Origin of the sequence: Devosia sp. FJ2-5-3, assembly GCF_029201545.1 — a bacterium.
Classification (GTDB): Bacteria; Pseudomonadota; Alphaproteobacteria; order Rhizobiales; family Devosiaceae; genus Devosia.
Map to the genome: position 1 here is coordinate 2,401,964 of NZ_CP104007.1, position 14,780 is coordinate 2,416,743.

The 14,780-nt window shown below is 59.9% G+C and carries 10 protein-coding genes and 1 pseudogene; 7 read left to right on the plus strand and 4 right to left on the minus strand.

Going from position 1 to position 14,780, the window contains the following annotated elements; all coding sequences use genetic code 11:
• Positions 1-278 precede the first annotated feature (278 nt).
• From N0P34_RS11635 to N0P34_RS11645, 3 genes and pseudogenes are all read left to right on the plus strand, one after another.
• A pseudogene (locus tag N0P34_RS11635) lies at positions 279-481 on the plus strand (NAD(P)/FAD-dependent oxidoreductase); the annotation flags it as partial.
• A complete protein-coding gene (gene trxC / locus N0P34_RS11640; protein WP_275603409.1) occupies positions 478-903 on the plus strand; it encodes a thioredoxin TrxC in 426 nt (141 codons plus the stop codon). The pseudogene N0P34_RS11635 and the gene trxC, both read left to right, overlap by 4 nt.
• 364 nt (positions 904-1,267) lie before the next feature.
• Positions 1,268-2,938 carry a methyl-accepting chemotaxis protein gene (locus N0P34_RS11645; protein ID WP_275603410.1) on the plus strand — a complete coding sequence of 557 codons (1,671 nt, stop codon included), beginning with the start codon at positions 1,268-1,270 and terminating at the stop codon, positions 2,936-2,938.
• Positions 2,939-3,193: 255 nt separating this feature from the next.
• Here the strand turns inward: N0P34_RS11645 and N0P34_RS11650 are convergent, their stop codons facing one another.
• Positions 3,194-3,586 (minus strand): hypothetical protein, encoded by a 393-nt coding sequence (locus N0P34_RS11650; RefSeq protein ID WP_275603411.1) that lies wholly within the window; start codon positions 3,584-3,586, stop codon positions 3,194-3,196.
• A gap of 296 nt (positions 3,587-3,882) precedes the next feature.
• Between N0P34_RS11650 and N0P34_RS11655 the strand changes: the two genes are divergently transcribed.
• The 4 genes from N0P34_RS11655 to N0P34_RS11670 all read left to right on the plus strand — a co-directional run bounded on the left by N0P34_RS11655 (position 3,883) and on the right by N0P34_RS11670 (position 11,020).
• Complete coding sequence (locus N0P34_RS11655) at positions 3,883-6,264, plus strand: heavy metal translocating P-type ATPase (RefSeq protein WP_275603412.1); 2,382 nt, start codon at positions 3,883-3,885, stop codon at positions 6,262-6,264.
• A gap of 115 nt (positions 6,265-6,379) precedes the next feature.
• Positions 6,380-7,576 carry an acetate/propionate family kinase gene (locus N0P34_RS11660; protein ID WP_275603413.1) on the plus strand — a complete coding sequence of 399 codons (1,197 nt, stop codon included), beginning with the start codon at positions 6,380-6,382 and terminating at the stop codon, positions 7,574-7,576.
• Positions 7,573-9,954: a phosphoketolase family protein gene (locus N0P34_RS11665; RefSeq protein WP_275603414.1), complete on the plus strand. Its 2,382-nt coding sequence runs from the start codon at positions 7,573-7,575 to the stop codon at positions 9,952-9,954. The genes N0P34_RS11660 and N0P34_RS11665 overlap by 4 nt, the downstream gene beginning before the upstream one ends.
• Before the next feature lie 601 nt (positions 9,955-10,555).
• Positions 10,556-11,020: a DUF305 domain-containing protein gene (locus N0P34_RS11670; RefSeq protein ID WP_275603415.1), complete on the plus strand. Its 465-nt coding sequence runs from the start codon at positions 10,556-10,558 to the stop codon at positions 11,018-11,020.
• Between the two features lie 201 nt (positions 11,021-11,221).
• Here the strand turns inward: N0P34_RS11670 and N0P34_RS11675 are convergent, their stop codons facing one another.
• From N0P34_RS11675 to N0P34_RS11685, 3 genes are read right to left on the minus strand one after another with little or no spacing between them, the layout of a single operon-like run.
• A complete protein-coding gene (locus N0P34_RS11675; RefSeq protein ID WP_275603416.1) occupies positions 11,222-12,205 on the minus strand; it encodes an ABC transporter permease in 984 nt (327 codons plus the stop codon).
• A gap of 8 nt (positions 12,206-12,213) precedes the next feature.
• The gene (locus N0P34_RS11680; protein ID WP_275603417.1) at positions 12,214-13,200 is read right to left on the minus strand and encodes an ABC transporter permease; all 987 of its coding nucleotides are present in this window, start codon (positions 13,198-13,200) and stop codon (positions 12,214-12,216) included.
• Positions 13,197-14,729 (minus strand): sugar ABC transporter ATP-binding protein, encoded by a 1,533-nt coding sequence (locus N0P34_RS11685; RefSeq protein ID WP_275603418.1) that lies wholly within the window; start codon positions 14,727-14,729, stop codon positions 13,197-13,199. Before N0P34_RS11685 ends, N0P34_RS11680 begins: the two co-directional genes overlap by 4 nt.
• Positions 14,730-14,780 lie beyond the last annotated feature (51 nt).

Below are 14,780 nucleotides of genomic sequence, written 5' to 3' on the forward strand. Positions count from 1 at the left end.
GCAGGAAGCAATTGGTTGGTGATGCGCCGCCCCCCAATGGTCTGGGATTAATCCTGAGAGGCGTGGAATTATCTGCGGGATATGTTTGGCATTGAAAATGGAAGGCCCGGGAAACTGGGCTTTTCTACATCTGATGAGAACCCAAACCAGTTCGCTTGCTCGCGGTCAGTAGCTCAGCTGGATATAGCAAGAACCTTCAAAGCCGTCGGTCGGGGGTTCGAGTCCCTCCGGGATCACCAGGTTTTCTTGTTGAATTTGTTAGCTGTTAGCACTGTATCGTCGCACAGCCGCAAATACCCCGCGCAACGTCAACTGGTCGGCATCCAGCAAATGGGTGCATGCTGCCAAGATTGGGTTCGAGAAATACTTCCTGCAGAAGGTCCGCTCTGGAACAGCTGAACCTTTTTATGAGAAGCTCGCGCTGCAGGTGCTTGGCATCGACAAGCTCCGAGCCTTCAATCAGGACCAGCCCCCTAGATGACACACATGGTCTGTTTGAATTGCAGCGCGACCAACAGGATCCCGGACGGCCGCGCACTCTCGTCCGCCAAGTGCGGCAGATGCGGCCAGCGTCTTTTTACCGGTCAACCGGCGGATGTGTCCGCTGCAATACTCGAAAAGCACATCGCGAAATCCGACATCCCGGTCCTGGTGGATGTATGGGCGCCGTGGTGCGGACCATGCAAAGTCATGGGTCCGCAATTCGAGGCAGCCGCTAAACTGGCCGAACCCAGATTTCGCTTCGTCAAGCTCAACTCTGACGACAATCAGGCGCTTTCCCGGCTGGGCATCCGGGGCATTCCTACCATGATCATGTTCAGGCACGGCAAGGAGGTCGCCCGGGTCTCAGGCGCAATGAGCATCACCGACATTCTTGGATGGGCAGCTGAAATGGCGTCCTAGCGAATGCGCGGATGCGACGTCACCAATTGCATGAAGGCGATGGAGCCCCATGGGCCGGCCACATGCTCCAGCACACCCGCCAACTACAGCGTCCCAGCATAGCGGCCTTGGGCTGATCTGTGGTCGAGCCAAATTAGTCATGATCCATGTGATTGTGCAACTGATGTGATCCAACACGGACACCGGCCCGTAAAATCTCCGTAAGCGCCCTGGGCGTAGAACCCGAAACAAATGCGCGTTGCTTATGCAATTTGTTCGTTCGGGTACAGGTCGCGTGTTTCCGTAGGAGTTCCCTGCAGTGGGATTTTTTAGGCTGAACCGTGGACAGACGGAACGTGCAACGTTGGAGGCCCTGTCCCGCTCTTTGGCGCTGATTGAGTTTGACCTTGAAGGCAATGTGCTCACCGCGAACAGCAATTTCCTTGAAACGATGGGGTACGAACTCCCCGAAATCGCTGGCAAACATCACGGCATGTTCGTTGAGCCGTCACACGTAGCGACGCCGGAATATCAGGCTTTCTGGAATAACCTGCGGCAAGGTGTGTTTGACAGAGGGGAGTACAAACGGATCGGGAAAGACGGCAGGCAGGTCTGGATCGAGGCCTCCTACAATCCCGTATTTGATGAGTCAGGTAAGCCCATAAAAATTGTCAAGCTTGCCAGCGATGTGACCGCGAGGAAGGTCCAGGACGCGGAATACAGAGGGCAAATAGCATCCATCTCGAAATCCCAAGCAATGATCGAGTTCGATCTGGACGGCACTGTTATTACAGCGAACAGCAGATTTTGTGAGGCGTTCGGGTATGCGCTTTCCGAAATCAAAGGCCGCCATCACCGCATCTTTGTACCCGAGGACGTTTCCAGCACCCAGCAATATCGAGACTTCTGGGCCTTGCTTAATCGCGGCGAATTTCAAGCCGCTGAGTACAAGCGCCTTGGGAAGGACGGAAGAGAAATATGGATTCAGGCCACCTATACGCCTATTTTCGACACGAATGGCAAAGTCTACAAGATCGTCAAATATGCCACTGACATCACATCCCGAAAGGCGGTGGTGAGTATCCTAGGCGGATCTCTTAAACTGCTGGCCAAGGGTGATCTCACAGCGCGCTTGGACACCGAATTTGCGGGCGAATTTGAAGAGCTTCGACTTGCCTTCAATGACACTGTCAATAAGTTGACAGGGATTGTCGGGAAGCTCCTCGTAACATCGACGTCTCTGAAGACCGCAACGGGCGAGATCCTGTCAGGTTCTGATGACCTGTCTGACCGGACAACGAAGCAGGCCACGGCCATCGAGCAGATCAGCACCACGCTTGAGCAGTTGGCAGGGACGGTAAGGGAAAACGCCGCCCGCACAAGTGTAGCCAGCCAGCAATCCCGAAGCTTGTCAGTCGCCGGCGATCAAACTGTCGCGGTCATGCTCAAGGCCAACGAGGCTATGGACCACATTTCCGCTTCATCATCGAAGATATCCGACATCATTGAACTGATCGATGACATCGCCTTTCAGACCAATCTGCTGGCACTCAATGCTTCGGTGGAAGCAGCTCGGGCTGGCCAGGCGGGTGCGGGATTTGCGGTTGTTGCGGTGGAGGTTCGCCGCCTGGCCCAGTCGGCGGCTGCCGCGTCATCACAGGTGAAAACTCTGATCGAAAAATCCACGAACGAGGTAAATACAGGTCTTGAACTCGTTGCCTCTGCGGCTGCCAAGCTTGAGAACATGGTGGCAACAGTTCGCCAAAACGCCGTCTTGATCGCTGATGTGGCGGAAGCAACTCACAGCCAAGCCCGCTCCATTGGAGACGTCAGCACCGTCATGACCCAGATGGAGGAAATCACCCGACAAAACGCATCGTTAGTCCAACAGATTAACGCCAATATCGGGCAGACGATGAGGCAAGCCGAGGAGCTGGACGAGATCGTCGATATATTTGAAGTTGATCCAGCGACGCCTCGGGCTGCTGGGATCGAATCCAGGAAAAATCAGGCGGAAAAAATCATCCAACTCACGCCTCGGACTAGACATAGCTAAATCTCATGTATTTTCGGATGGGCAGCAGACGCGCCAGTGAAGCGCCCTGCCCTCAACGCTTTGCCCCGGTCCAGAAACTGGCGGGCGCGGCGGGAAACATCGAAGATTGCGTCGAGCCGGTGTGAGCGCCGTCTTGTCCGAGCTGTTGCACCCAGAGCGACCGGCGACCGTTCAACCGCACCGAGTTCGCCGTGCCGGTGCGGCGAACTCGAACCGTTTGAGCACTGCCTCCGACATCGGCTCGATCGAGGCACGCTAGTGGATATAGAGGTCCACCGTCTGGTCAGCGTTTTGCACCATCAGGACTATCCGATCCGGATCCAGGCCGTTGTCTTCGAACCACTTGGCGGCAGCACTGTTTTCTTTGATAGCGGCGCGCAACCTGGTGACGGCACCACTTTCATCGATGGCGCTGCACATTTTCTCAAATTCATCCGGATCCAAGACATCCGCAGTGGAATATACGGTCACCTTCGTTGCGGCGAGGAAATCATCGACTTGCTTTTGATCGAATGAGTTGATGCGGCAGGTCAGGTCATCGACTTGCACGTCCGGCTTGCCGCCTTTCACATATTCCGGAATAGCAAACGCGGGTGGCGAGATAGCTGCGCACGCCAAGACAATTGCAAACACTGATGTAAACTTCATAACAAAGCTCCATGGTCTGACTGATCGGTCGTGGGCCTGTTCAGGTCTTGGCTCACAACTCAATGCTAGCAGGTGCGGGTCATCCAGCTTTGACGGCGGTCAAAATCGCCGCAGATCGAGAAATCTCAAAGTTCTGTTCGGGTGCCGATTGATGGTGCACCAAGCCAAGTCCATACGAGCTGCTGTCAAGATCGAGTGGCCCGGGGCTGACGTCCACAGTGCGATCGCCTGTTGGTCGGTTGCGCAAGTTAAGGGGTTGACCTTGCCATGGTGGCAAGGCGCACACTTGACGGACAATGTCGGAGGATAGTGATGTGAGCGGGACCACGAATGCGTCTGATCACCATCATGATCACCATACCAATCATCAGCATGGCTCAACTCGCCAGCGGGTGAACGATCCGGTCTGTGGAATGTTGGTCGACCCGGCAACCGCCAAGTTCAGCGCCGAGCACGCGGGTGTCACGTACTACTTCTGTTCCGCCGGGTGCCACGATAAATTCGTGGCGGCCCCCGGCTCGTACCCTGCCACAGCGGAGCCGCCGCCGCCTGCCCCGCTTCCCGGCACTATATACACCTGTCCGATGCATCCTCAAAGCCGACAGGACCATCCCGGCAATTGCCCGATATGCGGCATGACGCTGGAGCCAGAGATGCCGACCGCCGAGACCGGCCCAAGCGCCGAATATCTCGACATGACGCGTCGTTTCTGGATCGGCACTACCCTGGCGGTGCCGGTGTTCCTGCTCGAGATGGGCAGCCATCTCTTTGACCTTCATGGCTTTATATCGCCCCAGAACTTGAACTGGGTGCAGTTGGCTCTGGCAACCCCCGTCGTGCTCCGGGCCGGTTGGCCGTTCTTCGAGCGGGGCTTCAGCTCGGTGGTCAACCGTAGCCTCAACATGTTCACCCTCATCGCCATGGGCATTGGGGTGGCATGGCTTTATTCCGTCATCGCTACCGTCCTGCCGGATATTTTCCCGTCCGACATGCGGGGAATGGGCGGCGCAGTGCCCGTCTATTTCGAAGCGGCCGCCGTAATCACCGCCTTGGCCCTGCTCGGTCAGGTGCTGGAACAGCGGGCCCGCGAACAGACATCGGGGGCCATCAAGGCATTGCTGGATCTCGCCCCCAAGACCGCGCGGCGAATTGGAGCCGACGGGTCCGATGAGGAAGTCGGCATTGAAATGATCGGGGTTGGCGATCGCCTGCGTGTCAGGCCCGGCGAAAAAGTGCCCGTCGACGGGAAGGTGATCGAGGGCCGCAGTGCGCTCGACGAATCCATGGTCACCGGCGAATCCATGCCCGTCACCAAGCAGGTCGGCGATCGATTGATCGGTGGCACGATCAACCAGTCCGGCGGGCTGGTCATGGAGGCGGAGCAGATTGGACAGGATACCTTGCTCTCGAGGATCGTCCAGATGGTTGCCGCAGCCCAGCGCTCACGAGCGCCGATCCAGAAGCTCGCCGACCAGGTGTCCGGCTGGTTCGTACCGCTGGTAATAGGCATTGCCATCGCCGCCTTCATCGCATGGGGCATCTGGGGGCCCGAGCCGCGCTTGGCTTACGGGCTGGTTGCCGCAGTCTCCGTGCTGATCATTGCCTGCCCGTGTGCTCTGGGCCTGGCGACGCCGATGTCGATCATGGTCGGCGTCGGCAAGGGGGCTACGCTGGGTCTGCTGATCAAGAATGCGGAGGCATTGGAACGGCTTGAGAAGGTCGATACTTTGGTCGTCGACAAAACAGGCACGCTCACCGAAGGCAAGCCGGCCGTCACGGCTATCGTTCCTGCACAATATGGTGGCGAGGATAACCTGCTGCGGCTTGCGGCCAGCCTCGAACGGGCGAGCGAGCACCCTCTTGGTCTCGCCATCGTCAACGCGGCCAAGGAACGCGGCTTGACCCTCTCCAGTCCGACGGATGTGGACTCGCCTGTCGGCAAGGGCCTGACTGGCACAGTGGACGGCCAATTGCTGCATATCGGCAGTGCCGAATATCTCAGGTCTCAGGGGGTCGACACGGACGCCTTGATGGTTCGCGCCAATGCGCTTCGCGCCGGTGGCGAAACGGCGATCCTGGTGAGTGTCGACGAACGCCTCGCCGGAGTAATCGGCATTTCCGACCCGATCCGCAAGACAACGCCGGCTGCCCTCGCCGAGCTGGCACAACAGGGCATCAAGGTCGTGATGATGACGGGCGATAATAAGGTGACGGCCGACGCCGTGGCCCGCAAGGTGGGGATCGCCGCCGTTGAGGCCGACGTCCTGCCGGAGCAGAAGAGCGCCGTCGTCAACCACCTCCGCGAACAAGGCGGCATCGTTGCCATGGCCGGCGACGGCGTCAACGACGCCCCAGCCCTCGCCGCGGCAGATGTCGGCATTGCCATGGGGACCGGCACCGATGTCGCCATTCAGAGCGCCGGGGTCACTCTGCTCAATGGCGACCTTATGGGCATCGTCAAGGCCCGCGCCCTGTCGCGAGCCACAATGAGCAATATCCGCCAGAACCTGTTCTTTGCCTTCGCCTATAATGTGGCGGGCGTGCCGGTGGCGGCAGGGCTACTCTATCCCTTTTTCGGGCTGACCCTGTCACCTGCTATCGCGGCAGCAGCCATGGCACTGTCCTCGGTCAGCGTCCTTGGCAATTCGCTCAGGCTGCGCAAACTCAGGATCGACTAAGGAGCCGACGTTCCGCATAGTCCTTGTGACCACGGCGCTGGATACAAAGTGCTGTTGGGAGCACCTTACAGTACCCAGCTGCATTTGATTTGCAGCGCGAGGATAGGAGCAGCCCATGGCCGGGAGCGACAACCAGCTCGTCCTCACGCTGAACGGCGGGTCATCGAGCCTGAAATTTGCCCTCTATGCTGCGGATCAAGGGACACCGCATTTACGCGGGCAGTTTGACCGGCTGGGGCGAGCCGGCACAACATTCCGGGTGCGCTGGGCCGATGGGCGAAATTTAGATCTGCCGGTCGAAGCCAAGGATCACGTCTCGGCGCTCTCCATACTCTTCGACTGGCTGGACAAGGCGGCGACGCGCGGCAGGCTGGTCGCGACAGGCCATCGCATCGTCCATGGTGGGCCGCGATACCGCAGCCACAGTGTCGTCGATAACGATCTGATCGGCGAGCTTGGGCGCATCGTGGACTATGCGCCCGAGCACTTGCCCGCCGAGATCGCAATGCTGGAATTCTGCCGCAAGCGGCAGCCAGACGTGCTCCAGATCGCCTGCTTCGACACCGCGTTTCATCGTGACATGCCTGTCGTTGCTCGCCTCCTGCCCCTGCCACGGCGTTTCGCCGGTGCAGAGAGGTATGGCTTCCACGGTCTATCCTACAGTTTTCTGCTGCAGGATCTGGAACGCTCATTCGGCCCGGAGGCGGCCCGGGAAAGGCTGATAATGGCGCATCTGGGCAATGGAGCCAGCCTGGCGGCGGTGCATAATGGCCGCAGCGTGGATACATCCATGTCGTTCACACCGGCTGCGGGCATCCCGATGGGGACACGCACCGGCGACATCGACCCCGGCCTCGTCCGTTTCCTGGCGCAGACCGAAGGCATGGACGCCGAGGCGTTCGATCACATGGTGAACCAAGAGGCGGGGCTGCTGGGAGTGTCCGGAACAAGTTCGGACCTGCGCGAACTGCTTGCTGCGGAGCCGAGCGACCCTCGCGCGGCCGATGCGATCGCCCTTTTTTGCTATCGCATCAAGCAGGCCATAGGCGGCTTTACGGCGGTACTGGGCGGGATCGACAGGCTCGTCTTCACGGGCGGGATCGGGGAAAATGCGCCCCTGATCCGCGAGCGCGTTTGTGCGGGTCTCGAATATCTGGGAATTGCGCTCGATCAAGTTCTCAACGTCCAAGGTCGTGCAATCATCTCCACGTCCACAAGCGCGGTCGCGGTCCATGTCATCGCCACGGACGAGGAAGCGATCATGGCTCAAGCCGTCATTGCCCTTTTGCAGCAGGAGAACCTTGCCTCATGACGCCCCTCGACCCCGAGCTTCTGAGCCGCATCGACGCCTATTGGCGCGCCGCCAACTACCTGTCCGTCGGACAGATCTACCTGCGCGACAACCCCCTGCTGCGCGAGAAACTGACGCTGGCCCATGTCAAACCGCGTCTGCTTGGGCACTGGGGCACAACGCCCGGTCTCAATTTCATCTATGTGCACCTCAACCGCATCATCCGGGAGTTGGACCTCGACGCGATTTATGTCACCGGACCGGGGCATGGCGGACCGGGGCTGGTGGCCAATACCTACCTTGAGGGAACCTACAGCGAAGTCTACCCCGAAGTCAGTCAAGACCTGGCTGGCCTCAAGCGGCTGTTCACCCAATTCTCCTGGCCGGGCGGCATACCCAGCCATGTTGCCCCCGAAGTTCCCGGCTCCATCCACGAGGGCGGGGAGCTGGGCTATAGCCTGATGCACGCCTATGGCGCCGCCTTCGACAATCCGGACCTGATCGTCGCCTGCGTCGCGGGTGACGGCGAAGCCGAGACCGGGGCCCTGGCGACGAGCTGGCATTCCAATAAATTCCTGAACCCGGCTCGGGATGGCGCGGTGCTGCCGATCCTTCACCTCAATGGCTACAAGATTGCCGGCCCGACCATCCTCTCGCGGATACGCCACGACGAACTCGACGCCTTGTTCCAAGGATACGGCTATGCGCCCTATTTCGTCGAAGGCAACGACCCCGACGAAATGCACCAGATGATGGCGGCCACGCTCGATGCCGCCATCGCCGATATTCGAAAGATCCAGGCCCGCGCGCGAACCAACGGTTTTTCCGATCGACCGGCCTGGCCAATGATCGTGTTTCGCTCACCCAAAGGCTGGACAGGACCTGCCGAAGTCGATGGCAAGCCTACCGAGGGGTCATGGCGCTCACACCAGGTGCCGCTGGCCAGGCTTACAGAGGATCCCAGCCATCTGGCGATGCTGGAAAATTGGCTGCGCAGCTACCGGCCGGAGGAGCTGTTCGATGCTGACGGCCGGCTGGTCGCCGCGCTTGCGGACCTGCCCCCGCGCGGAACACGTCGCATGGGCGCCAACCCCCATGCCAATGGGGGCCTGCTGCTCAAGGACCTGAAGTTGCCGGACTTTGGAGACTATGCAATTGCCGTTCCGGCACCGGGGGCGGTCGTCTCCGAGTCAACGCGCCATGTCGGGCAGTTTCTACGCGACGTCTTGCGTCTCAATGAAGACGAGAAGAACTTTCGAGTCTTTGGCCCGGACGAAACCGAGTCAAACCGGCTCGGGGCGGTCTTCGAGGCCACTGATCGCGTCTTTACGGGTGATATTGTGGCCAGTGACAGCCAGATATCGCCCAATGGGCGGGTGATGGAGGTGCTCAGCGAGCATCTCTGCCAGGGCTGGCTCGAGGGCTATCTGCTGACAGGACGGCATGGATTTTTCTCGTGCTACGAAGCCTTCATCCACATCGTGGATTCCATGTTCAACCAGCATGCAAAATGGCTCAAGGTTTCGCGCGAGATCGCCTGGCGCAAGCCCATCGCCTCTCTCACCTACCTTTTGACCTCTCATGTCTGGCGGCAGGACCACAATGGCTTCAGCCATCAGGACCCAGGCTTCATCGATCATGTGATGAACAAGAAGGCGGATATTGTCCGCGTCTATCTGCCGCCGGACGCCAACACGCTGCTCTCGGTGGTCGATCATTGCCTGCGCAGCCGCAACTACGTCAATGTGATCGTGGCGGGCAAGCAGCCGGCGCCGCAATGGCTGGACGCAGACGCGGCGGCACGCCATTGCGCGGTCGGCGTGGGCATATGGCACTGGGCTTCGAGCTGCGGCGATGACGAGCCCGATGCCGTCATCGCCGCAGCCGGGGACGTTCCCACAATGGAAGCGCTGGCGGCAGTCATGCTGCTGCGCGACCACTTCCCTGAGCTGAAGCTGCGCTTCGTCAACGTGGTCGACCTCATGACCCTCCAGGCTCCCAGCCAGCATCCCCATGGCGTTGACGACGTGGCATTCGACGCCATGTTCTCAAAGAGTGCGTCGGTCATCTTTGCCTATCACGGCTATCCAGCGCTGATACACCGCCTGACATATCGGCGTCACAACCACCAGAACTTCCATGTGCACGGTTTCCAGGAAGAGGGTACCACTACGACACCCTTCGACATGGCAGTCCTGAACCAGATCGACCGTTTCCATCTGGCTCGGGCTGTAGTCGATAATGTGCCGGTGCTCGCGTCACGACGCGCGGAATTCTCTGGATGGATCGACCAAAAACTGGCGACGCACAACGACTACATCCGTAAAAATGGCGAGGATATGCCAGAAATCCGCAACTGGACGTGGCGAGCTTTGGAAATTGCTGGCGATGAACGGTGACTTCCAACCCGTGATAGTTTTCTCGGATCGACGCGCGCCCATCTTGCCGCCTAATTTTGGGCGGAAGATCCTGAAACGACATGATGATGGCGCGGGGCCACCAGAAGAGGCCCCTCGGGTTTAGAGACCTCTGACAACTTCTTGGGGAGGAAGTTGCAAATTGCGTACTCCGGCATCAAGGAGTGTGGAGAGTATGGTCAGAACCGCTTCTGCGACCACTGGCAGAGCCCGACTTCTTGCCATCGTAATCGTGATGGCGGCTGTGACCATCAGCTTGACACTGCATCATGGTGTCATGGCAAACTCTCCTGCAGAACACGACCATTCGATTGCGCACCTGCTCCAGCCTGCCGGCGAGCCGGTCTGCCTCGTGAATTGTCACGATCGATCCCATTCAATGCCTGTCTGCTGCGGCATGGGGCTTTGCCAATCCGGTTTGCCCGTCGGGCCGCAGCCAGTGCACGCGCCACCGTCTTTGGGCTCCACCGATTTCTATTATTGCGCACTGTCCCCGAGGCATAGTTCCAGTCGTATCGATCGCCCACCGAAGAACCCGGTTCGAGATGCAGTTTGAAGCCAACTCGTACCAAGGAGTTCGAATATGACACTCTTCAAGAAGACCCTCATCACCTGCGCCATCCTGGCGGCCACCGCATCTTCCGGCTCGGCGCAGGATGCCATGGCCGGACACGGTATGTCCGGCATGGGCGGAGATCGCGCCCTCGGCGCCGAGCTTCCCGAAATCTGCAAGACGCAGGACGGGATGGCCGGTGACATGATGATGCAAATGTCCCCAGGAATGGACCCGGCCCATGCTGACCTTATGGCCGGTATGGACGTCACCAGCCAGCAGATGATGGACGCCATGATGGCCACGGATATCGACGTAGCATTCGTCTGCGGGATGATCCCGCACCATCAGGGGGCCATCAACATGGCCAGAGCAGAGCTCGAACATGGCGACAACGCCTGGGCCAAGGCCCTCGCCCAGAAGGTGATTGACGCGCAGATGACGGAAATAGCCGAGATGACAGCCTGGCTCGAGGGTGAAGGCGCCGCCGAGTGATGCAGCCAAAGGAGGGGGTGCGCCATGGCGCACCCCCTCCCCCCACGCGGTCTCGCCATTCTGCGTACGCCGCTCCCATGGGTCGTGGGCCACAAGGGCTTATGCCGCAGTGGCGTCGCCAGTCGGGCTCTCGAAGGGCTCCCTCTGGCTCGGCCCTGGCGACGCGGAAATCGTCACCACAGCGCGCGCACATATTTGGCGCTAACGACCCGGATTTTCGCGACCATAGAGCAGCAGCATAAGGATGATGACGCCGCCATAGATGATCTGACGGCCGAATTCGGCGATCTGCATGACCGACAGAATGGATTGCAGCAGTGTAATGAGGATTACGCCTGCAACGGTGCCGAGATAGCTGCCGCGGCCGCCCATGATCGAGGTTCCCCCCAGCACCACTGCGGCGATGGCTGGAAGCAGATATGCGTCGCCCATCGACTGGGCCGCCTTGCCGGCATAGCCTGCGAGAAGAACGCCACCAAACGCCGCAAGGCCGCCACAGAGTGCAAAGGCGATCATCACTACCAGTTGCGTCGGCACTCCGGAGAGATAGGCCGCAGCCTCCTTGTTGCCGATGCCATAGACGGCCCGGCCAAAGGTGGTACGGCTCAGAAGGAACACGGCCACGACGCCGGCTATGGCCCAGACGATAACCGCGTTGGGAATGCCCAGCACGGTTCCGGCAGCGAGGTAGCGCATTGCTGGCGAGGCACTATCCACCGGGGCGAAGCCTCCGGTATAGGCGACCATCAATCCTTGGGCCACTGCATTAACTGCCAAGGTCACAATCATCGATGGGATGCGCAGATACGCCACTCCCAAGCCGTTCACCAGCCCCACCAGAACGCCGCACAAGACGCCAAAGGGAATGGCGAGGACCTCACCCATCGGCCCATATGCGGCCGCTGCCGAGGCCATCATTGCTCCCAAGGTCACGGTCCAGGGTACGGACAGGTCGATCTGACCCAGCAGAATGACCAGCATCATGCCGGTCGCAATTACCCCCAGAAAGGCGCCAACCTTGAGCTGCTGCAACAGATATTCCGGCGCAAGGAAATTTGGGGAATAGAGGCTACCAATGAGCAGCAGCAGCGCGATGCAGCCGAAGGCCGTCGCGACTGGCAAATCGACCGGACTGATCCAGCCGGGGCGTTGCACCTGAGAATTATCGGGCTTATCGCTTGTCATCCCGGGCCTCAAGAGAACAGATCAAGCCGGTTGCGAACCTGAAACAGGCGGGCGGCGCCCAGAGATACCGCGAGCAGCAGGACCACACCTTGGAATAGGGGTTGCCACAGCGGATCGAAGTCGAAGACGAATAGCAGGTCGCCAATGGCGCGGAAGGCCAGCGCGCCGAAGATCGCGCCGATGGCGCTGCCCCTGCCCCCGAATAGCGAGACCCCGCCCAGCACCACGGCAGCAATCGCACTTAAGGTGTAAGTATTGCCGTTGGCCAACGATGCCTCACCTGAGTAGGTGAAGAACGTCATGAACAGCCCGCCTATGGCGGCGAAGAAGCCCGACAGGACGTAAGCAATGAGCTTGGCCCGGCGAATTGGGACTCCCGACATATAGGCGGCCGGCTCGGAAGAACCCACGGCATAGACGGCACGGCCGATAACGGAACGGCGGAACGGCAGCCAGACCACCAGGACAAGCGCAATCAGGAAGAGCAGGCTGGAAGGAAAGATGCCAAACACCTTACCGGTGAGAGCATCGGCAAGCTCAGACGAAAACCCTGCGGCGGTGCCGGGATAAGGCCTCAACCAGAGTGCTATGCCGAAGAAGACGGCACCGGTGGCGATGGTGACAACAATGGGCTGCAATCGACCATAGATAACCAGCAATCCGTTGATGGCGCCGCAGGCAATGCCCGCCAGCAAGACGCCACTGACGCCGAGGGCAACATTCAGCGGCGTGCCGACGAGAATGTAGGACGCGAGGCAATTCGCGAGAACAAAGACCATACCCACGGAAAGGTCTATACCGGCTGTCAGCACTACGAAGGTCTGGCCCATGGCGACCAGCGCCAGTAAAACACCCTTATTGGCCGCTGTTTGCACCACATTGGGCGTGAAGCCCGCAGGATGGTTGGCAACATAGAGCCAGAACATCACCACAAAGATAGCCAGCGCCAACAATGTGCCGCGCTGCGCGGCGAGGCGATAGGCCAATCCGCTCATACGACCGCCTCCCGATGATCAATATTTAGGGCGGATGCAATCAGGGCGTGTTCGGTAATCGCGTCACCAACCAGTTCGCGCTTCACCGCACCATCATAGAACACCAGTACGCGATCACAGCAGCCGATCAGTTCGGCATAGTCGGTGGAATAGAGAATGATAGCCGCCCCGCCGGCCGCCAACTGCCTCAGAAGCGAATAGATTTCCTGTTTGGTTCCGACGTCGATGCCGCGAGTGGGATCATTGAGCAGAATAATTCGCGGCGATGCCAACAGCCATTTTGCGATCACCACCTTTTGCTGGTTACCGCCCGAAAGTGCTTTTACGGGGATGGCAAGGCTCGCTGTCTTTATGGCCAGGAGTTCGAGCACCCGGTCTACTGCGGCCGCCTCCTCCCGGCGATTGATAACACCGGCGCGCGAGAACCGGCCCATCGCCGCGAAGGACAAATTATCCCGCACCGACATGGGCAGCATGAGGCCTTCAGTCTTACGATCCTCGGGTATGAGCGCCATACCCACATCCCCGGCCTTGGCCGCCCGGGGCCCACGGATGCGACGCACTCGCCCGTCGATCAGGACCTCGCCGGTTACCCCACGGAGCACGCCGAACAGGGCAAGCAGCAGTTCCCGCTGTCCTTGGCCGTCCAGCCCACCCAACCCCAGCACCTCGCCGGCCCGGACCTTCATCGAAATGCCGTTGAGCCGTTGCATCCAGCCAAGGTTGCGAACCTCGAGCGGCGGGATGGCTTCAGGATCGGGAGCACGCGCGAGCTTGGGGGGGAAGACGGAACTGTATTCCCGGCCAATCATCAGTTCGACCACCTGGTCGTCGGTCTTACTGCCGGCCGGAAACGTGGCGATCTTCCGGCCATTTCGAAAGACAGTGCATTCATCGGCCAATTGCGCGATCTCGTGCATCCGGTGGGAGATGTAAAGCAGGGCGACGCCCTCGCCGCGAAGGCGCCGCAGCACTCCGAATACAGTCTCAACATCCGATGCCGTCAGGGCCGAGGTGGCCTCATCGAGGATCAGCAAGCGCGGCTTGCGCGCAACTGCCCTTGCAATCTCGACGATCTGGCGGCGCGAAAGGGGAAGATTTCTGACCAACTCCATGGGGTGGATATCCGTACCGCCTACGCGCCTCAGTGCTTCCGTGGCGAGGGCATGCTGGGCCCGGCGATCGATCAGGCCGAGATGTGCGGGCGGGTCGAAAATCAGGATATTGTCGGCAACCGACAGGTCGGGGATCAAAGACAGTTCCTGGAAGATGCAGACGATGCCTGCGGCACTGGCAGCGGCAGGGTCGGTGAATCTCACTTCTCGCCCTTCCATTGTCAGGCGCCCCTCATCCGGGGCCGTCACCCCCGCCATGATCTTGATCAACGTGGACTTGCCAGCTCCATTCTCGCCCAGGATGGCGTGGACCCGCCCGGGATGCACCGCCAGATCCACGCCTTCGAGCGCGCGTACACCGCCATAACGCTTGGAAATGCTCTCCAAACGGAGGAGCGGCACTGCGTCATCCATGTCAGGTCCCCCAGCCAGGTCAGGGATGCCGCGGAGATTGATCTCAGCGGC

Excerpts from the sequence above, each read along its gene's own strand:
- trxC (WP_275603409.1), top strand. The coding sequence starts at position 478 with ATGACACACATGGTCTGTTTGAATTGCAGCGCGACCAACAGGATCCCG.
- N0P34_RS11650 (WP_275603411.1), bottom strand. The coding sequence starts at position 3,586 with ATGAAGTTTACATCAGTGTTTGCAATTGTCTTGGCGTGCGCAGCTATC.
- N0P34_RS11655 (WP_275603412.1), top strand. The coding sequence starts at position 3,883 with ATGTCGGAGGATAGTGATGTGAGCGGGACCACGAATGCGTCTGATCAC.
- N0P34_RS11660 (WP_275603413.1), top strand. The coding sequence starts at position 6,380 with ATGGCCGGGAGCGACAACCAGCTCGTCCTCACGCTGAACGGCGGGTCA.
- N0P34_RS11665 (WP_275603414.1), top strand. The coding sequence starts at position 7,573 with ATGACGCCCCTCGACCCCGAGCTTCTGAGCCGCATCGACGCCTATTGG.
- N0P34_RS11670 (WP_275603415.1), top strand. The coding sequence starts at position 10,556 with ATGACACTCTTCAAGAAGACCCTCATCACCTGCGCCATCCTGGCGGCC.
- N0P34_RS11675 (WP_275603416.1), bottom strand. The coding sequence starts at position 12,205 with ATGACAAGCGATAAGCCCGATAATTCTCAGGTGCAACGCCCCGGCTGG.
- N0P34_RS11680 (WP_275603417.1), bottom strand. The coding sequence starts at position 13,200 with ATGAGCGGATTGGCCTATCGCCTCGCCGCGCAGCGCGGCACATTGTTG.
- N0P34_RS11685 (WP_275603418.1), bottom strand. The coding sequence starts at position 14,729 with ATGGATGACGCAGTGCCGCTCCTCCGTTTGGAGAGCATTTCCAAGCGT.